Source organism: Streptomyces sp. SKN60 (assembly GCF_026236535.1).
Lineage (GTDB): Bacteria > Actinomycetota > Actinomycetes > Streptomycetales > Streptomycetaceae > Streptomyces.
On sequence record NZ_JAHTMW010000013.1, the window covers coordinates 1 to 19,842 of the forward strand.

Consider the following 19,842-nt stretch of genomic DNA (forward strand, 5'->3'; position numbering starts at 1 on the left):
CCGCCCGGAGGCGTACCCCCACCCGGAACACCCGGCGGCGGAGGCGGAGGCGGCGGCGTACCCGGACCACCCGACGAAGCCGGACCACCCGGGCCCAGCTGGCTGGGCTGGGCCAGCATCGTCGCCGCGTGCGCGACCCCGCCCGGAGGCGTACCCCCACCCGGAACACCCGGCGGCGGAGGCGGAGGCGGCGGCGTACCCGGACCACCCGACGACGCCGGACCACCCGGGCCCAGCTGGTCGGGGTGCGCGAGCATCGTCGCGGCCTGGTGCACGGCCGGCGGCGGCGTCGGCGGACCGGGGGGACCAGGCGGCGTCGGCGCACCGGGCGCACCGGGCGCACCGGGCGGGGCCGGCGTGCCGCCGGGCAGCTGCGACACCAGCTGGGTGCGCACATAACCGCCGGGCGGCGGCGTGGCCTTGCTGGTCGCGGCGTTGGCGATGTCCGCCGCACCGGCGGAAGCCGGCGGGGCGGAAGGCGCCGGCGGGGCCGCCGGCGGCGTGGCGGGAGCGGGCGGGGTCGCCGGCGGCGGGGCGAGCGGGCCGCCCTGACCGAAGCTGCCGTCCGGGTTCAGGCGCGGGGCGATCGCGGTCGCCGGCAGCGCGCTGCCGCCCTTCATCAGCGCCGTGGGCGCGTCCGCACCCACCACCGGCGGCGGCGCGTCCTCGTCGTCCGCGCCCGTCAGCGGCGGCGCGAACACCGTCGCCGGCAGCGGTACGGCTCCGTCGGCGCCGCCCGAACTGGCGTTGGCGTCCGCCCACGGGCTCGCCGGCGTCGCGGGCGCGGGCACTGGCGCGGACACCGGCACACCGTCGTTCGCGGTCGGCTCGTGGGCCTCTGCGGCCTCCGGCTCGCTCGACTCCTCGACGGTCTCGACGGCCTCGACCGCCGCAGGCTCAGCGGGCTCCACCGCCACCGGCTCGACCACCGGCTCCACCGGAGCCGCCACCGGCTCCGACGCCTCCTCCGACGGCTCGGCCGCCGGCGCCGCGGACGGCAGCCCCGCCGCCGGGGTCGACGACGCGCTCTCCGACGAGGCACCCGCCGACGCCTGCGAGGCGTTCGACTCCACCGGCGGCAGACCGATCTTGTCCGCCGCCTCCTGCAGCCACTCCGGCGGACTCAGCAGGAACGACGTCTGGTTCAGGTCGATCCGCGCCGCCGGCGCCGCCGCCGGGGCCGCCGCCTCGGCGGAAGCCCCGTACTCCTCCTCGTAACGGCGGATCACCTCACCCACCGGCAGCCCCGGCCACAGCGTCGCCTCACCGCTGTCCCGCGCGATGACCAGGCGCTGGCGCCCCCCGTCCGGGGTCGGCGCCTCCTCCCGGTCCTCCGCCCAGACCACGAACCCGAGCCCGAACTCCCGTACCCGCACCTCACGGTGCAGATACGCCGGCACGTCGCCGTTGATCCACTCCTCGGCGCGCTCCTGCGCCTGCGCGAACGTCACCACAGCCAGTTCACTCCCCCACCGGGACCACGGGAACGGCGCGCGCGAAGCCGCCGTCCACCATCAGGTTCGCCACCGTCTCCAGCTCCGGCGGACTGCCCGCGAGCCGCTGCAGGAAGGCGTCGAAATCCGCGCCGCAGGGCAGCAGCAGCCGCTCCACCCGCTCGTTCACCGTCCACGCCGCCGCCAACTCACCGGCGTCACGGGCGTCGTCGTACGGACAGAACCACACCGAACCGGTGCCCTGCCCCCGTACCTTCACCGCGAGCAGACCGCCCTGCACGAAGGCGACGCCCAGATAGTCCTTCGTCAGATGGTCCCGCAGACACTTGTTGACGTAGACGAGGTCATTGATCCCCGCCTCCTCGCGCAGCGTGAAGAACGGCTGGTCGACGAGGACACCCAGCTCCGCGTCGAGCGCCGTGCCCACCGGAGCACTGCCGCCCGCCGCCTTCAGGAACGAGCGGTACGCCCCCGGCAGCCGGTAGCCCAGGTCCTCCTCCACGCCCTGCACCTGCTGCTCCGACACCGCCACCACACGCTTCGGCAGCCCGAAGTGCACCGGCCGGGTCTCCTGCAGCGGACGCGTACCGCGCTTCGACTGGTCCACACCGACCGCCGTCGCCACCCCGCCGTGATGCCGCAGCAGCGCCTTCACCTCGACCGGGACCAGTTCGAGCCGGCGGGTGCCCGCCACGTGGTGCCAGGTCCAGCCGTGCGGCGTCGCCACCGCCGGAATCGTGTCCCACAGCTCGTGCCCGGTCGCGGCGAGCGCCGCGTTCGCCGACACGTAGTCCGTCAGGCGCAGTTCGTCGACGCCGAAGCCCTCCGGCGGATCGGCGATCTCCGCCGCCGCCCGCGCGTACGGAGAAAAGTCCGGAAAGCCGCGCTCGTCCACCCGCACCCCTCTAGGATGCCGGGAGGCCCGGACCGGATCCGGGAAGTGCACGACCTGACCGGCGTACGCCGCGTTCGGCGGCGGCGCGATGTCCTGGCCGAGCCGACCTGTCGTCATGGCGGTTGCCCCCTGAGTGGCTGTGCCTGCTACTGCGTGGCTGCTTCTACTGTCCCTGGCTGGTCCGCACAGCCTAAGCGCTGCCCACGACTGCCGACCCGGCCCGCCCCGGCACCACCGCCACCACCCCCCGCACCGTCACCAACGGTGACCAAGTGTCACGACGGCATGACGACGCCACCATGATTCCGACACACCGAAAGCGTGTTTCCGCGCCCCAGCTTCCCCATCGGGCACCGCGTTTGGCAGGCTGTTCACGCAACTCGGGGGATTGCAGGAGGGGAAGACCAGCACCATGCACGCAAGCACCACACCAGCACCAGCGCCCACGCAGGGTGACCCACGCCTCATCTGGGGCAACGACGCCGACACCGCTCGCGCCCCCTTACTGCGCCACCGCCGCGACGGCATCCTGCCCACCGTCGGCGCCGCCCTCTCCGTCCGCGGCGAGACCACCCTCACGTGCACCGCCGCACGCGGCGAGACCGCGCCCACCCTCCACCCACTCGTCCAGGACTTCCTCGACACCCTCACCAGCAGCCAGCGCGAACGCTTCACCGGACGCTGCCCCGAGGCCATCCTGCTGTCCCGGCACCTCACCGCCACCGAGGGCGCCCGCTCCAAGCGCGCCCAGCGCAAGCCGCTCACCCACAGCGAGGCCCGCCGCTCCCTCAAGCACGCCAAGCTCACGGCGCGCCGCATCCGCGAGGACGGCGACCCGCTGCACGGCAGCTACGCCGCGCCCTGCCGCTCGTGCAGCGCGATGCTCGCGCACTTCGGAGTCCGTACGGTCGACCCGACCACCACCCAGAACAGCTGACCGCCACCCATGCCCGATCTCCGCAGCACCCGCTTCCCGGTCAACGTCGACGCCGCCCTGCGCGAGGCCGGCTGGCAGCCCGGCCGCTGGGACATAAAGCTCGCCGAACAGTGGGCCGACACCCTGCGCGGCCACGTCTCCCCCGGCGGCCACCGGCACAGCGTCTTCCCCGCCGTCGTCGAGGCCTGGGCGGAATTCGGCGGCCTGCGCGTCACCGCCCCCGGCCACGGCCGGCAGATAGCCCCCGCCACCCTCCGCTTCGACCCCCTCACCGGCCTCCACCTCGCCCGCACCCTCGGCGACCTCGGCCGCGCCCTCGACACCGAGCTGGCGCCCCTGGGCGAGGAACTGGGCGAGGAGGGCGAGGCCGGCGAGCAGCGCGCGGTCCTGGCGATGGACATGGAGGGCCGGGTCTACAGCGTCGACCACACCGGCGACTGGTACCTGGGCCGGGACATCGACACGGCGCTCGCGACGCTGATCACGGGGACGCTGCCGACGCGGCTGACGGCGGGCGGCTGAGCGCCTCTCCCGGCCCCGTACGTACGGGCGGGGCTGCCGTTACGTCGCCACGGGGCGAGCTCCGTCCGTACGTACGCGGGCTGCCGTCACGCGGACCGCTGAGGTACGACCTCGGCGGCCGCCGCCACCGGCAGCACCGCGCTCACCCGGAAACCGCCCGCGTCCGTCGGCCCCGACACGAACGCACCGCCGAGCCGGGTCACCCGCTCCCGCATGCCGACCAGACCGTTCCCGCCGCTCGGCAGATCCGCGGCCGCCGCGGCCGCGTCCGAAGGCCCGTTCTCCACCTGCATCGCGACCTCGGCCTCCCGGTGCGCGAGCCGCACCACGACCTCGGCGCCCGCCGCGTGCTTGTGGACGTTCGTCAACGCCTCCTGCACCACCCGGTACGCGGTCTGCTCGACCTCCGCCCCATACGCCCGGGCCTCCCCCATCACCACGAACTCCACGACCGCACCGGCCTGCCGCGACTGCTCGACCAGGTCCGGGAGCGCGTCCAGGCAGGGCCCGCCGTCCTGCGCGGCCGCCTCCGCCGCAGCGGCGGCGGCACGGCCGACGGCGGCGAGCGGAGCAGCGGCAGGAGCCGCGGGCACGGCCGGCGCCTCCTCGCGCAACACCCCCAGCATCTCCCGCAGCTCCGTCAGCGCCTGCCGGCCCATGTCACCCACCAGAGCCGCGTTCTTCACGGCCTTCTGCGGATCCTTCAACGCCACCGCCTGCAGCGCCGCCGCGTGCACCACCATCAACGACACCCGGTGCGCCACCACGTCATGCATCTCGCGCGCGATCCGCGTCCGCTCCTCCTGCCGCGCCCACTGCGCCCGCTGCTCCGCCCGGTCCGCCAGCAGCGACAACTCCTGCTCCAGACTGTCCGCCCGCTCCCGCAACGACTCCATCAGCCGCCGCCGCGCCCCTATGTAGAGGCCGAGCAGCAACGGCGGGGCGTTGAGCCCGAGCGTGAGGAGCAACGACATGACCGGCACGTACCAGCCACTCGGATCGAAATCCGCCTGCCCCACATCAGCCTGCGCGACGTCCGCCCGCATCCGCACCACGGTCACGATGTACACGGCGGCCGTCGACATGCCGGCGAGCGCCGCCGTGAACCGGCGCGGCACCTCGGAGGCGGCCAGCGAGTACAGCCCGACCAGGCCCATGAGGTAGCCCATCTCGGCGGGCGTGACCGCGATGGAGACCAGCACCACGGTGATCGGCCACCGCCGCCGCACCACGAGCACGGACCCGACCACGAGCCCGAACAGCACCCCCAGGGGCACCGGCAACGACGCCTTCTCGGCGAACCCGACCCCCTCGAGCCCGCACTCCAGCGCCGACACCACGGCCAGCGAGACATCCAGCACGGCACTACGCCGTCTCCCCCACCACCCCCAGCCCCGCCGCGCCCCCTCCACGCCCGCCGTGTCCCGGTCCGCCCCCGTTGTGGTCATGCCTTCCACCCTACGGGCGAGGGCCACCGATTTTCCCTCCGCTGCGGGGCCCGGGAGCGGCGCCCGTCAACGCGCGTGGACACCAGTCCCTCGAACTGTTGAATCGACAGGGTTTTCGACCCGGACGTCCGCATTCCGGACGACGGTGTTCACATGACATCCAGTACGAGCAAGTACACGGACTTCGAGGCCCTGCGCGAACAGGCCACCGCGTTACGCCGAGCAGGCCTCAGCCGCCGGCAGATCCGCGACCGCATCCACGTCGACAACAACGACCTCCTCAACCGACTCCTCGAAGGAGAACCCCCACCGGATTGGACCCGCCGCCCCAACGCCAAGGACGACCTCCGGGCCCGCGCCCGCGAGCTGCGCCTGGAAGGGAAGACGTACGACCAGATCCAGGTCGAGCTGGGGTGCTCGAAGAGCTCGATCTCGCTGTGGGTGCGGGACCTGCCGAAGCCGGAGCGCCGCGATCCGTCGGAGCAGGCCAAGATCGCGGCACGCAAGCGGTGGGATCACGAGCTCGCGATGCGCGATGCGGAACGCCAGAAGACCAAGCGGGCCGCCGCCCTGGAGTTCGACTCGATGACCGAGCGCGAGCTCCTCGTCGCAGGCACCGCCCTCTACTGGGCGGAGGGATCGAAGGACAAACCGTACGCACGCCGCGAGAATGTGCTGTTTGTGAACAGCGACCCCGGCGTCATCCGGCTGTACCTGGCATGGCTCCGCCTCCTCGGCATCGCACCAGAGCGGCTGGCCTTCCGGGTCATGATCCACATGACGGCGGACGTCGAGGGCGCCAAGCGTTTCTGGGCCGATCTCGTCGGCGTCGACCCGGGCGCGTTCCAGAAGACCACGATCAAGAAGCACAACCCGAAAACGGTCCGGAAGAACGTCGGCCCCGACTACCGCGGATGCCTCGTCATCCGGGTCGCACAGGGGGCTGAGTTGTACCGCCGGATCGAGGGCTGGTGGGCCGGAATGGTCAGCGCCGCCACAACGAACAACGCCACCGATCCCTCCGGTAAGGTCTGACGCAGATCCGCCGTGGGGTAACGGTAGCCCGCGGGCCTTTGAAGCCCTGTAGTGCTGGTTCGAATCCAGCCGGCGGAGCTGCTCGGTTCGGGTCCCGACCTCCCAGGTCGGGGCCCTTCCTCGTTCCCCGCCCGACACCCCCCGGTATCCTTCGGTGGTCCAGCCACCCGAAGCCGAAGGGCATCCCCGTGAGCGCCAACCGCCCGGCCGCCGTCGTCGTCCTCGCAGCGGGTGAGGGCACCCGCATGAAGTCGAAGACCCCCAAGGTTCTGCACGAGATCGCCGGGCGTTCGCTCGTCGGGCATGTCGTGTCCGCCGCCCGTGAGCTGGAGCCGGAGGACCTGGTCGTGGTCGTCGGGCATGCGCGGGAGCTGGTGAAGGGGCACCTGGACGAGCAGTACGCGGGGACGCGGACCGCCGTGCAGGAGGAGCAGAACGGGACCGGGCACGCGGTGCGGATGGCGCTGCAGGAGCTGGGGCGGACGCCCGAGGGGACCGTGGTCGTGGTGTGCGGCGACACGCCGCTGCTGTCGGGCGAGACACTGCGGGCGCTGGCCGGCACGCACGCCGCGGACGGCAACGCCGTGACCGTGCTGACCGCCGAGGTGCCGGACTCGACCGGCTACGGCCGGATCGTGCGCGACCCGGCGTCGGGCGCGGTGACCGAGATCGTGGAGCACAAGGACGCCTCGGACGAGCAGCGCGCGATCAAGGAGATCAACTCCGGCGTGTTCGCGTTCGACGGCGCGCTGCTCGCGGACGCGCTCGGCAAGGTGCGGACGGACAACAGTCAGGGCGAGGAGTACCTGACGGACGTGCTGTCGATCCTGCGCGAGGCGGGGCACCGGGTGGGTGCGTCGGTGGCGGCGGACCACCGGGAGATCCTGGGGATCAACAACCGGGTGCAGCTGGCCGAGGCCCGCGCCCTGCTGAACGCGCGCCTGCTGGAGCGGGCGATGCTCGCGGGTGTGACGGTCGTGGACCCGGCGTCGACGTTCGTGGACGTGACAGTGACCTTCGAGGCGGACGCGACGGTCCTGCCGAACACCCTGCTCCTCGGCGCGACGCACATCGCGGAGGACGCGGTGGTGGGTCCGAACACGCGCCTGAAGGACACGACGGTGGCGCGCGGCGCCCGCGTGGACAACACGGTGGCGGACACGGCGGTCGTGGGCGAGGGCGCGTCGGTGGGCCCGTACGCGTATCTGCGTCCGGGGACGAATCTGGGCGCGAAGTCCAAGGCGGGTACGTACGTCGAGATGAAGGCGGCCGTCATCGGTGAGGGGACGAAGGTCCCCCATCTGTCGTACGTGGGCGACGCGACCATCGGCGAGTACACCAACATCGGTGCGGCGAGTGTCTTCGTGAACTACGACGGCGAGACGAAGCACCACACGACGGTGGGCTCGCACTGCAAGACGGGTTCGGACAACATGTTTGTGGCTCCTGTCACCATCGGGGACGGTGCCTACACCGCTGCCGGGTCCGTCATCACCAAGGACGTGCCGCCCGGCGCCCTGGCCGTCGCCCGTGGCCAGCAGCGGAATATCGAGGGTTGGGTGGCTCGAAAGCGTCCTGGCAGCGCCGCCGCGCAGGCCGCGGTGAATGCCACTGAGAAGTCCGCAGGCGAAAGCTGACCGGAAACGAGTACGTCGAACTCGGCGTACCGTGATACGTGCACACAAATTCGGCTGGCTCGCACGCGCGCACGGGAGCGCGGGGATCCGCGGCCAGAGAAACCGTCGAGGAGACAGTGCTGTGACCGGGATCAAGACGACCGGCGAGAAGAAGCTGATGCTCTTCTCCGGCCGCGCCCACCCCGAGCTGGCCGAGGAGGTCGCACACCAGCTGGGTGTCGGCATCGTTCCGACCAAGGCGTTCGACTTCGCCAACGGTGAGATCTACGTCCGCTTCCAGGAGTCGGCGCGTGGCGCGGACTGCTTCCTGATCCAGAGCCACACGGCTCCGATCAACAAGTGGATCATGGAGCAGCTGATCATGATCGATGCTCTGAAGCGGGCCTCGGCCCGGAGCATCACCGTGATCGTGCCGTCGTACGGCTACGCCCGTCAGGACAAGAAGCACCGTGGCCGTGAGCCGATCTCGGCCCGTCTGGTGGCCGATCTGCTGAAGACGGCGGGTGCGGACCGGATCCTGACCGTGGACCTGCACACGGACCAGATCCAGGGCTTCTTCGACGGTCCGGTGGACCACCTGTCCGCCCTGCCGGTCCTCGCGGACTACGTGGGTGCGAAGGTCGACCGCGAGAAGCTGACGATCGTGTCCCCGGACGCCGGCCGCGTGCGTGTCGCCGACCGCTGGTGCGACCGTCTGGACGCGCCGCTGGCGATCGTCCACAAGCGCCGTGACAAGGACGTCGCGAACCAGGTGACCGTCCACGAGGTCGTCGGTGACGTGAAGGGCCGTGTGTGTGTCCTGGTGGACGACATGGTCGACACCGCGGGCACGATCTGCGCCGCCGCGGACGCGCTGTTCGCGCACGGTGCGGAGGACGTCATCGTGACGGCGACGCACGGCATTCTGTCCGGTCCGGCCGCGGACCGGCTGAAGAACTCCAAGGTGAGCGAGTTCGTGTTCACGGACACGCTGCCGGACCCGAGCTCGCTGGAGCTGGACAAGATCACGGTCCTGTCCATCGCGCCGACGATCGCCCGCGCGGTGCGCGAGGTGTTCGAGGACGGTTCGGTGACGAGCCTGTTCGAGGAGCACTGAGCCTCTCAGAGCGATGATGAAGGGCCGTTTCCCCCTGGGGAGGCGGCCCTTCGCCGTTGATCCAGGGGGGCCACGGTGATCCATTTGGGCCCCGGAGTCGTCGCCGTTAGACTGTCGTGGTTGCTCGGCGAGGGAGGCCGGACGCGCGTACGGCGTACGCACGGTTCCGGCGGTCCGTTATCGACGCGCTCTTCGTAGCAGGCCCACGCCAGTCGGGCCGGGTGACAGTCGCATCCGTCACCGCACCACACGAGGAGTGCACATGTCCGAGGTGAAGCTCACCGCGTCCGTCCGCACCACGTTCGGCAAGGGCGCCGCCCGCCAGCTGCGTCGCGCCGCCCAGGTTCCCGCCGTTCTGTACGGCCACGGCTCGGACCCGATCCACCTGGCGCTGCCGACCCACGAGACCGGCATGGCGCTCCGTACGCCGAACGTCCTGCTGTCCCTGGACATCGAGGGCAAGGGCTCCGAGCTGGCCATCCCGAAGGCCGTGCAGCGTGACCCGCTGAAGGGCTTCCTGGAGCACGTCGACCTGCTTCTCGTGAAGCGCGGCGAGAAGGTCACCGTCGAGGTTCCGGTCGTCGCCGAGGGCGAGCTGGCCGCCGGTGGCAACCTGCTCGAGCACGTTCTGAACACCCTCTCGGTCGAGGCCGAGGCCACCCACCTGCCGGTGTCCTTCACCGTCTCCGTGGAGGGCCTGGAGGCCGGTGCCTCCGTCCTGGCGCAGGACGTCGTCCTGCCGTCCGGCGTGACCCTGGTGACCGAGGGCGACGCCGTCGTCCTGCAGGTCCTGGCCGCGCAGGCCGAGGAGCCGGCCGCCGAGGGTGCCGAGGGCGAGGCCGCCGAGGGCGCCGAGGCCTGAGCCGTAGGCTCTGCCTGACGTGACGGGGTGACGGGCCACGGCCCGTCACCCCGTTTCTCTGTGCCGGTACGGATCTGGCCGGTACGGATCTGGCCGGCATGGATCTGTACGAATACGAGGAGACGAGACGCAGATGACGGACGACGCGAACGCCCCCTGGCTGATCGTCGGCCTCGGCAATCCGGGCCCTGAGTACGCGGGCAACCGGCACAACGTGGGCTTCATGGTGGCGGACCTGCTGGCCGACCGGATCGGCGGCAAGTTCAAGCGCGCGGGCAAGGCGCAGGCGCAGGTCGTGGAGGGGCGGATCGGCCCGCCCGGGCCGGCGGGCCGCCGGGTGGTGCTGGCGAAGCCGATGTCGTACATGAACCTGTCGGGCGGCCCGGTGACGTCGCTGCGCGACTTCTACAAGGTGCCGACGGCGCACATCGTGGCGATCCACGACGAGCTCGACATCGACTACGGGGTGCTGCGGCTGAAGATCGGCGGCGGCGACAACGGCCACAACGGGCTGAAGTCGATGACGAAGTCGATGGGCGCGGACTATCACCGGCTGCGGTTCGGCATCGGCCGGCCGCCGGGCCGGATGCAGGTCGCGGACTTCGTCCTGAAGGACTTCTCGTCGACCGAGCGCAAGGAGCTGGACTACTTCGTGGACCGGGCGGCGGACGCGGTGGAGTGCCTGGTGACGGAGGGGTTGGAGCGGGCGCAGTCGGCGTACAACGCGTAGGCGCCGGACCGGGGCGGAACCTTCGCGGGTGACGGCGCATCTTCCTGCCCGCGAGGGGCGGGGAGAGCCCCACCGGGGGAAAGGCGGGTCGGCCCGATGGCGCGGAGGACGGTCGCGGTCGTGGTCCTTGGCATGGCGCTGCTGACGGGAGCGGTCGCCTGTGGCGGCGGCCGGGACGGCGCGGCGCACTGCGGGACGGCGGACCTGCGCTGGAAGGCGACGCGTACGTCCGGTGACGGTCAGGAGGAGCCGGCCGCCGTGCTCAGCGCGACGAACAAGGGCGGCGCCCCGTGCGCCCTGGACGGCTATCCGGAGCTCGACGCCCACGTCGGTAAGGCGCAGGGCACGACGGCGAAGCCGCAGCCGGGGAGGGAGACGCCGGACCGTGTGGTCCTGGAGCCGGGCGAGACGGCCGATTTCGCGCTGTTCTACGATCCGAAGCCCGACTCGGACTACTGCTTCATGGACGGTGTCCTCGACCCGTCGTTGTACGTGTATCCGCCTCACCCGGCTCCGGACGACCACGGCACCCCGGCGGAGCTGACCGACGCGAAGGGCCGGCATGTGCCCGCCCAGATCTGCGGGGACGACGTCCGGATCGGCCCGGCCCGGCTGCGGTAGGCGCCTGGCGCGTTCGGGGTACGACTGTACGATCGCGGGTCATGACGCATGCCCGTAACGCCGCCATGGCCCTCGTCGCCCTGCTTCTCGTCGTCGCCGGGGCGTGGACGTCCTGGCAGACGGCTCAGCACGTGCTGCTTTCGAAGGGCCGCGAGCATGGGGTGTTGACGGTGACGGGCTGCAACGAGGAGACGTGCAGCGGGCGTTATGTGCCGGATGACCGGGCCTCGTCGCGCCACACGGTGACGATCGCGCATTCGGTGGCGGCGGAGAAGGGCGAGACGCTGCCGGTGGTCGTCAAGCCGGGTACGGACGAGGCGGTCCGTACCGGCTGGGGCGGCGGTCTGCACGCGTGGCTGCCGCTGGGCGGTGCGCTGTTGCTGGCGGCGCCGTTGGTGGGCGGCGGGCTGCGGTTGGTGCGGACGGCGTGGTCGGTGGCGGGGGTGGGGGCGGTGTTGTTGCTGGGGGCGTTCTTCGCGCTCTAGTCGTTTTCGGACACTGTGGCCGGTTCCCGCCGAATCGTTATCGTCCCTTGGGTTAAACGTGACTTTGAGCGATGGATAGGCTGCCCCCGCCACCTCCCACTCGGCATCCCTCATCCGACAAGTTGGACGACAATGCGACGTTCTCTCATCTCCGCCGGCGCGCTCTTCGCGGCCGTTGCGGGTTCGCTCGTCACCGCGCCGGCGGCTTCGGCCACCGACGGCCCCATCACCCTTCCCCTGCACCAGGCGAAGGACCTTCCGCTGACCGCCACCGGTTGGACCGGTGACACGAAGAAGGTCTGCGGCGACATCCCGGCCGGCCAGGACGGCTGGCACTTCGTTCTGCCCGGCAGCGGCAAGGACGACAGCGCCGTGTTCACCAAGCTGACGGTGACCTTCGAGCCGGGCGGCACCCAGGTCATCACGAACTTCGGTCCGCCGTCGGACAAGCACGCCTACGTGGGATCCGAGCCCGGCGCCAAGCTGGTCTCCGCCGAGGCCGAGGTCTCCGCCGAGGTCAAGCAGGGCTGGTTCAACCTGTCCCACACCTGCCCGGCATCGGTGAAGCCCACCCCGTCGGGCACCCCGTCCGGCACCCCCTCGGGCACGCCGTCCACGTCGGAGTCCCCGAGCTCCTCGACCTCCCCGTCGACCTCGACGTCCCCGAGCTCCACCGTCTCCCCGTCCGCCTCGGAGAGCGGCGCCGCCGGTGGTCAGCCGACCCCCGGCGCGTCCAACTCCGCGGGCGCCGAGGGTGACCTCGCCGAGACCGGTTCCAGCGCCCCCGTCGGCATCATCGCCGGTGTCGCCGTGGCCCTCGCGGCCGCCGGTGCCTTCCTGGTGACCCGCCGCCGCAAGGCCCAGCAGCACTGACGTCACGCCTCGGCGCCGTCATGACAGTGCCCCCGTGGAAGGACTCCACGGGGGCACTGTCGTACGTATCGGGCCTGGATCAGCCGGTGTTGCGGAGGCCCGCCGCCACGCCGTTCACCGTGAGGAGCAGCGCCCGCGAAAGGAGCGGGTCGGGGTCCTCGCCGCGTTCGGCGGCGGTGCGCTGGCGGGCGAGGAGGGCCACCTGGAGGTAGGAGATCGGGTCCAGGTAGGCGTCGCGGATGGCGAAGGTCTGCTGGAGGACCGGGTTGGAGTCGAGCAGGCGCTCGCCGCCCGTGACCTTGAGGACCTCGGCGACGGTGAGCGCGTGCTCGGCCTCGATGGTCTCGAAGATGTGCTTGAGCTCGTCCGGGACGAGGGTGTCGACGTAGTGGCGGGCGATCCGCAGGTCCGTCTTGGCCAGCGTCATCTCGACGTTGGAGAGGAAGTTGCGGAAGAAGTGCCAGCGTTCGTGCATCTCGCCGAGGACCGCATCGAGGCCGGCCTCGCGCAGCGCCTTCAGGCCGGATCCGACGCCGAACCAGCCGGGGACGATCTGGCGGGACTGGGTCCAGCCGAACACCCACGGGATGGCGCGGAGTCCGTCGAGGGAGACGCCGGAGCCGGGGCGGCGCGAGGGGCGCGAGCCGAGGTGCAGGTCGGCGAGCTGGTCGACGGGGGTGGAGGCGAGGAAGTACGCCGGCAGGCCGGGGTCTTCGACGAGCTTGCGGTACGCGGTGTGGGCAGCCTCCGAGACGGTGTCCATGGCCGCGTCCCAGCGGGCGAGGGCGTCGTCGGACTGGCGCGGCGCGGTGTGCAGGGCGGAGGCCTGGAGGGTGGCGGCGACCGTCAGTTCCAGGTTCTCCCGCGCCAGGGACGGGATCAGGTACTTGTCGGAGATGACCTCGCCCTGCTCGGTCACCTTGATCTCGCCCTCCAGGGTGCCCCAGGGCTGGGCGAGGATCGCGTCGTGCGAGGGGCCGCCGCCGCGGCCGACGGTGCCGCCGCGGCCGTGGAAGAGCCGGAGCCGTACGCCGTAGCGGTGGGCGACGTCGCGGAGCCGGCGCTGGGCGCGGTGGATCTCCCACTGGCTGGTGGTGATGCCGCCGAACTTGGAGGAGTCGGAGTAGCCGAGCATGACCTCCTGGACGTCGCCGCGGAGCGAGACGAGGCGCCGGTAGGAGGGGTCGGCGAGCATGTCGTTGAGGATGACGTCGGCGGCGCGGAGCTCGTCGGTGGTCTCCAGGAGCGGCACGATGCCGATCTTGGCCCAGCCGGCGTGCAGGTCGACGAGGCCGGCCTCGCGGGCGAGGACGGCGGCGGCGAAGACGTCGTCGGCGCCCTGGCACATGGAGATGATGTACGACTCGATGACCTCGGGTCCGAAGACCTCCAAGGCCCGCTTCACGGTCTGGAAGACGCCGAGGGTCTTCTCGCCGGCGGCGTCGAGCGGGGCCGGGGTGGGGGCCAGCGGGCGGCGGGAGCGGAGCTCCTTGGCGAGCAGCTTCTGCCGGTAGTCGCGGGGCATGTCGGCGTAGCGCCAGGACTCCTCGCCGAGCCGGTCGAAGAGCTGGCCGAGGGCGTGGTGGTGGGCGTCGGCGTGCTCGCGGACGTCCATGGTGGCGAGCTGCAGGCCGAAGGCGGCGAGGGTGCGGATGGTGCGGTCCATCCGCCCGTCGGCGAAGAGGCCGCCGCGGTGGGCGCGCAGCGAGGTCTGGATCAGGGTGAGGTCGCGGAGGAGTTCGGCGGTGCCGAGGTAGTCGCGGCCGTCGTGGTGCGGGGTGCCGTTGGCGAGGCGCTCGCGAGTGTTGAGGAGCTTCTGGCGGACGCAGGTGACCTTGAGCCGGTAGGGCTCCTCGGCGTTGAGGCGCTTGTAGCGGGGGCTGATCTCGGGCAGCAGCTCCAGGTCGGCCCGGAGGGACTCCAGGAGCTCCTCGGTCGCGCCGGCGTAGCGGATGGAGTTGGAGAGGAGTCCGCGCAGGTGGTCGACGAGTTCGAGGGCGTCGGTGATGCCGTGCTCGTGCTGGAGGATGAGCACGTCCCAGGTGACCTGGGGGGTGACGTTGGGGTTGCCGTCGCGGTCGCCGCCGATCCAGGTGCCGAAGGTCAGCGGGCGGGTGCCGGCGGGCAGCTCGAAGCCGACGCGTTCCAGCTCGGCGGCGAGGTCTTCGAGGACGTCGCCGACGGCGTCGGCGTGCAGCTCGTCGAGGTAGTAGATGGCGTTGCGGGCCTCGTCGGCGGGCTCGGGGCGGACGACGCGGAGTTCGTCGGTCTGCCAGACGAGGTCGATGTTCTCGGCGAGGCGGAGGTCGACGCGGCGGCGGTCGGCCTCGATGACCGGGGTCTCCAGGAGGGCCCCGATGCGGCGCAGCTTGTTGAGGACGGAGCGGCGGGCGGCCTCGGTCGGGTGGGCGGTGAACACCGGCCGTACGTTGAGGTTCTTGATCGTCTCGCGTACGTGGGCGGGGTCGCCGTCCTTGAGCATGTCGGCGGTGCGGGCGAGGAGGCCGCCCTCGGCGGCGCGCTTCTCGCGCATCTCGCGGCCGCGGTGGACCTGCTCGGTGACGTTGGCGAGGTGGAAGTAGGTGGAGAACGCGCGCACGAGGCGGGCGGCGGTCTCCAGCTCGACGCCGCGCAGCAGCTCGGCGGCTGCCTCGCCGTCCTCGCGGGTGAGGCGGCGGACCTTCTCGACGAGTTCCAGGAGCTCCGGGCCTTCCTGGCGGACGAGGGTCTCGCCCAGGAGATCGCCCAGTCGGCGGATGTCGGCACGCAGCTCGGCGCTGGCGGTGGAGGTCTGGTCGGCACTGCTCACAGGTGCGGCTCCTTGCAGTGTTTGAGCACGTCTGGAGGGGTACTGGAGGCTTGCGGACCGCGCTGTCCGACGCACCCAGGATAGGTGTCCGTCGCCGCGGCACGGGCCACGCCCCGCCTTTGGCGCTCTTGCCGCGCGCCGCGGCGCTGCCATACTTACGTCGCCGTAGGTTACGGAACCGTAGCCAGGGCTCCGTTTTCGTACCCGCCCGTGCGTTCCGCCCGGTTTCCTCGCCCTCACCCTCACCCCCCAGGGGACAGTCATGACCACAAGCCCCGAGTTGACCTCGGAGTCCCGGGAAGTCACCGCTCAGGACCTGCCTTCCGCCACGCTCGGCGGGGACAACAAGCGTTCGATCGAGCAGATCACGCTGCTGCTGTTCATCACGGTGCCCTTCCTGGCGCTGGTCGCGGCGGTGCCGCTGGCCTGGGGGTGGGGGGTGAGCTGGCTGGATCTGGGGCTGATGACGGCGATGTACTTCATCGGCTGCCACGGGATCACGATCGGTTTCCACCGCTATTTCACGCATGGTTCGTTCAAGGCGAAGCGGCCGCTGCGGATCGCGCTGGCGATCATGGGGTCGCTGGCGGTCGAGGGGCCGCTCGTGCGGTGGGTGGCGGATCACCGCAAGCACCACAAGTTCTCGGACGCGGAGGGCGACCCGCATTCGCCGTGGCGGTTCGGGGAGACGGTGCCGGCCCTGATGAAGGGGCTGTGGTGGGCGCACATCGGGTGGATGTTCGACGAGGAGCAGACCCCGCAGCACAAGTACGCACCGGATCTGATCAAGGACCCGGCGATCCGGACGATCTCGCGCCAGTTCGTGCTGTGGACGGTGGTGTCGCTGGCGATCCCGCCGCTGGTGGGCGGTCTGGTGACGATGTCGTGGTGGGGCGCGTTCACGGCGTTCTTCTGGGGCTCGCTGGTGCGGGTGGCGCTGCTGCACCACGTCACGTGGTCGATCAACTCGATCTGTCACGCGGTCGGCAAGCGTCCGTTCAAGTCGCGTGACCGCTCGGGCAACGTGTGGTGGCTGGCGGTGCTGTCGTGCGGCGAGTCCTGGCACAACCTGCACCACGCGGACCCGACGTCGGCGCGGCACGGGGTGCTGCGGGGGCAGGTGGACTCCAGCGCGCGGCTGATCCGCTGGTTCGAGCTGGCGGGCTGGGCGTCCGACGTGCGGTGGCCGGCGCAGGCGCGGATCGACGCCCGGCGCCAGGACGCGTCCGCCGACGCGGCATGATGGAAGACGTGGCGATCGACGGCAGCACAGGCAGTGCGAGCAGCACGAGCGAGCAGAAGCCCCGGCGTGGCCGCCGGGTGAGGATGACGGGCGCCGAGCGCCGGGAGCAGCTCCTCGACATCGGTCGCACGCTGTTCGCGGAGAAGGGCTTCGAGGGCACGTCGGTGGAGGAGATCGCGGCGAAGGCCGGGGTGTCCAAGCCGGTGGTGTACGAGCACTTCGGCGGCAAGGAGGGCCTGTACGCGGTTGTGGTGGACCGGGAGATGCGGCAGCTGCTCGACATGGTGACGGGCGCGCTGACCGCGGGCCATCCGCGTGAGCTCCTGGAGCAGGCGGCCTTCGCGCTGCTCGACTACATCGAGCGCTATACGGACGGTTTCCGGATCCTGGTCCGCGACTCCCCGGTCGCCCAGTCGACGGGCACCTTCGCGTCCCTCATCAGCGACATCGCCACCCAGGTGGAGGACATCCTGGGCCTGGAGTTCAAGGCCCGCGGCTTCGACCCCAAGCTGGCCCCGCTCTACGCCCAGGCCCTGGTCGGCAGCGTGGCGCTGACCGGCCAGTGGTGGCTGGACGTCCGCAAGCCGAAGAAGGCCGAGGTCGCCGCCCATCTGGTCAATCTGGCCTGGCACGGTCTGGACGGCCTGGAGCAGAAGCCCCGGCTGATAGGGCACCGCAAGAGCTGAGGATCTTCGAAGGGGTGGGGGCGGGGCGCCGGCTGCGGCGCCCCGCCCCCGTCTCATTCCAAGGGCTCCAGGAACTCCAGCCGGTTGCCGACCGGGTCGCGGGCCGCGTAGTCGGCGATTCCGGTCACCCGCAGCCCGGGGTGGCCCTTCTTCGCCGCCCGACAGTGGCTTTCTCCGCCTCCGCCGGGGGCCGCCTCGACTCCGAGATGCAGCTGGACCGGCCCCGGGGCGAGCTGGACGTGGTCGACGGCGGATAAGGACATCAGGCGGCCTTCCTCGCGAGGGCGAAAATCCGGCGGAACGGGAACGCGGTGCCGTGCGGGCCCGGCGGGTAGGCCTCGCGGAGGCGGTCGCGGTACTGGGTGAGGAAGGCCTCGGTGGCCTCCGGGTCCTCGCGCAGGGCGGTGAGGACGGGGCGCAGGGCGGTGCCCTTGACCCAGTCGAGGACCGGGTCCTCGCCCTGGAGCAGTTGGATGTACGTGGTCTCCCAGACGTCCGTCTCGCAGCCGAGGTCGGCGAGCCGCTGCAGATAGTCGACGGGCTCCAGGATGTGCACGAAGCGCCGCCCCTGGTCCCCGACCCGGTCCCGCCACTCGGGGCTCTCGCACAGCTCGCCGAGCAGGGCGTGGCTGGGCGAGGTGAAGTTGCCGGGGACCTGGAAGGCGAAGGTGCCGCCGGGCCGCAGTCCGTCGATCCAGACGGCGAAGGACTCGGGGTGGTTGGGCACCCACTGCAGGGCGGCGTTGGAGACGATCAGGTCGTAGGGCTCGTCGGGTGTCCAGTGCGCCGCGTCGGCCTGCCGGAAGTCGAGCCAGCCGCCCCCGGCGGTGGTGCCGGCCCAGTCCTTCTCGGCCCGTTCCAGCATCTCGGGCGAGAGGTCGAAGCCGGTGATGTGCGCGTCGGGCCAGCGGTCGGCGAGGAGGATCGTGACGTTGCCCGGTCCGCAGCCGAGGTCGGCGATGCGGGCGGGGCGCGGGTGGTTCGGCAGCTGCGGTATTCGTGCGAGCAGATCGAGGAACGGGCGGGTGCGATGACCCGCGTGGCGCAGGTACTGCTGTGGGTCCCACGTCGGTGCGGCGGAGTCCACGGAATGCATGTTCGAAGCCCCCTTGCTGGAACGAGTTGCCGAAACGGAACGGAGTTCCGGCCCGGTCCCTTCCCCATAGTCAAGAAGACTATATCTCGACATCAAGATTCTCACCTCCAAGAGACTCGATATCAAGAGACTTTACGTCAACAGACCCTCTACACTGATCGACATGGAGGACGAGGTCGACCGATTGGTCGCTGCATGGCGTCGCGAGCGCCCGGACCTCGACGTGGAACCGCTCGAGGTGCTCAGCCGTGTCTCACGCCTGGCCCGCCACCTCGACCGCGCTCGTCGACTCGCCTTCTCCGAGCACCAGCTGGAGCCCTGGGAGTTCGACGTCCTGACGTCGCTGCGCCGGGCCGGCGCGCCCTACCAGCTCTCCCCCGGCCAGCTGCTCACCCAGACCCTGGTCACCTCGGGCACCATGACCAACCGCATCGACCGGCTCGCCAAGAAGGGCCTGGTGGAGCGGCTGCCCGACCCCAGCGACCGGCGCGGCGTCCTGGTCCGCCTCACCCCCGAGGGCCGCGACCGCGCCGACCAGGCGCTGGCCGGACTGCTCGCCCAGGAGCGCGCCATCCTGGCCCGCCTCCCCCGTAACCAGCGCGGCGAACTGGCCGATCTGCTACGCCAGTTGACCGCCCCGTTCGACAACCTCCCCGGCTAGCGCCGGCCCCGGGACCACCGGCGCCGGCTCCTCCGCCGGGTCCACCCCGGCCCGCCGGGCCAGCGCCACCGCCGCGAGCGTCGAGTGCACGCCGAGCTTGCCCAGGACGTTCTGCATGTGGGTCCGCACGGTGTGCGGCGACAGGAAGAGCCGCTCGGCGACGGCCTTCCGCCCGAGCCCGGCCACCATGCACCGCAGCACTTCCCGCTCCCTCGGCGTCAGCGACTCCACGAGCCGCTCGCTCTCCGTACGGTGCCGGCGGGCCTCCGTCAGCTCCCGCAGCACCCCGGTGAGGAGCGCCGGCGGCAGATGCGTCTCGTCCCTCAGCACGCCGCGCACCACCGCGAGCAACCGCTGCAGCGAGGAGTCCTTGGCCACCCAGCCCCAGGCCCCGGCCTGCAGGGCGAGCGCCGCCCGGCGGGCGTCGTCCCGCTCCGCGAGCACCACGCTGCGCAGCCCCGGCCGGCCCTCCCGGATCTGCCCGACCAGCTCGACCCCGTCGCCGGAGCCCAGCTCGGCGTCCACCAGCATCACGTCGAACCGCCGCCCCTCCGCGGCCGCCCGGTCCAGACACCGCAGGGCGGCCGGCCCGCTTCCCGCGGCGGCGACCTCGACGTCGGGCTCCGCCGCGAGGGCGGCGGCCAGCGATTCTGCGAAGACACGGTGGTCGTCCACCACCAGAACCCGGATACGGGCCACGGAAACCCCTCATGTGGTCGAGGAACGGCCCCGGCACGGGTAGGACGCCGGGC

Annotated in this window: 19 protein-coding genes, 1 tRNA gene and 1 pseudogene; 14 read left to right on the forward strand and 7 right to left on the reverse strand. The window is 71.6% G+C overall.

Annotated features, from left to right (window positions below; all coding sequences use genetic code 11):
• Both KV205_RS22010 and KV205_RS22015 read right to left on the reverse strand, forming a co-directional pair.
• A pseudogene (locus KV205_RS22010) lies at positions 1-1,454 on the reverse strand (hypothetical protein); the annotation flags it as partial.
• Between the two features lie 7 nt (positions 1,455-1,461).
• Entirely contained in the window at positions 1,462-2,466 is a 1,005-nt protein-coding gene (locus KV205_RS22015) for an SMI1/KNR4 family protein (RefSeq protein WP_265866265.1), read from the reverse strand.
• A gap of 295 nt (positions 2,467-2,761) precedes the next feature.
• On the opposite strand from KV205_RS22015, the gene KV205_RS22020 reads away from it, so the two are divergent.
• Together KV205_RS22020 and KV205_RS22025 are read left to right on the forward strand one after the other, a co-directional pair.
• Complete coding sequence (locus KV205_RS22020; RefSeq protein WP_265866266.1) at positions 2,762-3,286, forward strand: YwqJ-related putative deaminase; 525 nt, start codon at positions 2,762-2,764, stop codon at positions 3,284-3,286.
• A gap of 9 nt (positions 3,287-3,295) precedes the next feature.
• Positions 3,296-3,808: an SUKH-3 domain-containing protein gene (locus KV205_RS22025; protein ID WP_265866267.1), complete on the forward strand. Its 513-nt coding sequence runs from the start codon at positions 3,296-3,298 to the stop codon at positions 3,806-3,808.
• Between the two features lie 86 nt (positions 3,809-3,894).
• Here the strand turns inward: KV205_RS22025 and KV205_RS22030 are convergent, their stop codons facing one another.
• Complete coding sequence (locus KV205_RS22030) at positions 3,895-5,256, reverse strand: sensor histidine kinase (protein ID WP_265866268.1); 1,362 nt, start codon at positions 5,254-5,256, stop codon at positions 3,895-3,897.
• Between the two features lie 153 nt (positions 5,257-5,409).
• Here KV205_RS22030 and KV205_RS22035 point away from each other — a divergent pair, with 153 nt between their 5' ends.
• The 9 genes from KV205_RS22035 (at position 5,410) to KV205_RS22075 (ending at position 12,595) form a co-directional block, all read left to right on the forward strand.
• A complete protein-coding gene (locus KV205_RS22035) occupies positions 5,410-6,291 on the forward strand; it encodes a hypothetical protein (RefSeq protein WP_265866269.1) in 882 nt (293 codons plus the stop codon).
• Positions 6,292-6,297: 6 nt separating this feature from the next.
• A tRNA-Gln gene (locus KV205_RS22040) sits at positions 6,298-6,369 on the forward strand.
• 110 nt (positions 6,370-6,479) lie between these two features.
• Positions 6,480-7,928, forward strand: a complete 1,449-nt coding sequence (gene glmU / locus KV205_RS22045) for a bifunctional UDP-N-acetylglucosamine diphosphorylase/glucosamine-1-phosphate N-acetyltransferase GlmU (protein WP_265866270.1) — start codon at positions 6,480-6,482, stop codon at positions 7,926-7,928.
• Positions 7,929-8,049: 121 nt separating this feature from the next.
• Complete coding sequence (locus KV205_RS22050; protein WP_265866271.1) at positions 8,050-9,024, forward strand: ribose-phosphate diphosphokinase; 975 nt, start codon at positions 8,050-8,052, stop codon at positions 9,022-9,024.
• Positions 9,025-9,286: 262 nt separating this feature from the next.
• Positions 9,287-9,886: a 50S ribosomal protein L25/general stress protein Ctc gene (locus KV205_RS22055; protein WP_265866272.1), complete on the forward strand. Its 600-nt coding sequence runs from the start codon at positions 9,287-9,289 to the stop codon at positions 9,884-9,886.
• A gap of 133 nt (positions 9,887-10,019) precedes the next feature.
• Complete coding sequence (pth, locus tag KV205_RS22060) at positions 10,020-10,616, forward strand: aminoacyl-tRNA hydrolase (protein ID WP_265866273.1); 597 nt, start codon at positions 10,020-10,022, stop codon at positions 10,614-10,616.
• A 96-nt stretch (positions 10,617-10,712) separates the two neighbouring features.
• Positions 10,713-11,237: a DUF4232 domain-containing protein gene (locus tag KV205_RS22065; RefSeq protein ID WP_265866274.1), complete on the forward strand. Its 525-nt coding sequence runs from the start codon at positions 10,713-10,715 to the stop codon at positions 11,235-11,237.
• Positions 11,238-11,278: 41 nt separating this feature from the next.
• Entirely contained in the window at positions 11,279-11,722 is a 444-nt protein-coding gene (locus KV205_RS22070; protein ID WP_265866275.1) for a hypothetical protein, read from the forward strand.
• 132 nt (positions 11,723-11,854) lie between these two features.
• Positions 11,855-12,595 carry an LPXTG cell wall anchor domain-containing protein gene (locus tag KV205_RS22075; protein WP_265866276.1) on the forward strand — a complete coding sequence of 247 codons (741 nt, stop codon included), beginning with the start codon at positions 11,855-11,857 and terminating at the stop codon, positions 12,593-12,595.
• Between the two features lie 79 nt (positions 12,596-12,674).
• On the opposite strand, the gene ppc is transcribed toward KV205_RS22075, so the two are convergent.
• Positions 12,675-15,404: a phosphoenolpyruvate carboxylase gene (gene ppc / locus KV205_RS22080; RefSeq protein WP_265866277.1), complete on the reverse strand. Its 2,730-nt coding sequence runs from the start codon at positions 15,402-15,404 to the stop codon at positions 12,675-12,677.
• 262 nt (positions 15,405-15,666) lie between these two features.
• On the opposite strand from ppc, the gene KV205_RS22085 reads away from it, so the two are divergent.
• Together KV205_RS22085 and KV205_RS22090 are read left to right on the forward strand one after the other, a co-directional pair.
• Entirely contained in the window at positions 15,667-16,647 is a 981-nt protein-coding gene (locus KV205_RS22085; protein WP_265866278.1) for a fatty acid desaturase, read from the forward strand.
• Positions 16,644-17,333, forward strand: a complete 690-nt coding sequence (locus KV205_RS22090; protein WP_265866279.1) for a TetR/AcrR family transcriptional regulator — start codon at positions 16,644-16,646, stop codon at positions 17,331-17,333. The genes KV205_RS22085 and KV205_RS22090 overlap by 4 nt, the downstream gene beginning before the upstream one ends.
• 53 nt (positions 17,334-17,386) lie before the next feature.
• Here the strand turns inward: KV205_RS22090 and KV205_RS22095 are convergent, their stop codons facing one another.
• Positions 17,387-17,596 carry a hypothetical protein gene (locus tag KV205_RS22095; protein WP_265866280.1) on the reverse strand — a complete coding sequence of 70 codons (210 nt, stop codon included), beginning with the start codon at positions 17,594-17,596 and terminating at the stop codon, positions 17,387-17,389.
• Positions 17,596-18,429, reverse strand: a complete 834-nt coding sequence (locus KV205_RS22100) for a trans-aconitate 2-methyltransferase (RefSeq protein ID WP_265866281.1) — start codon at positions 18,427-18,429, stop codon at positions 17,596-17,598. The genes KV205_RS22095 and KV205_RS22100 overlap by 1 nt, the downstream gene beginning before the upstream one ends.
• A 163-nt stretch (positions 18,430-18,592) precedes the next feature.
• Here KV205_RS22100 and KV205_RS22105 point away from each other — a divergent pair, with 163 nt between their 5' ends.
• Positions 18,593-19,090, forward strand: coding sequence for a MarR family winged helix-turn-helix transcriptional regulator (locus KV205_RS22105; protein ID WP_265866282.1), 498 nt, complete (start codon positions 18,593-18,595; stop codon positions 19,088-19,090).
• Here the strand turns inward: KV205_RS22105 and KV205_RS22110 are convergent.
• Positions 19,049-19,789, reverse strand: a complete 741-nt coding sequence (locus KV205_RS22110; protein WP_265866283.1) for a response regulator transcription factor — start codon at positions 19,787-19,789, stop codon at positions 19,049-19,051. The two genes, KV205_RS22105 and KV205_RS22110, sit on opposite strands and share 42 nt — an antisense overlap.
• Positions 19,790-19,842: the final 53 nt, after the last annotated feature.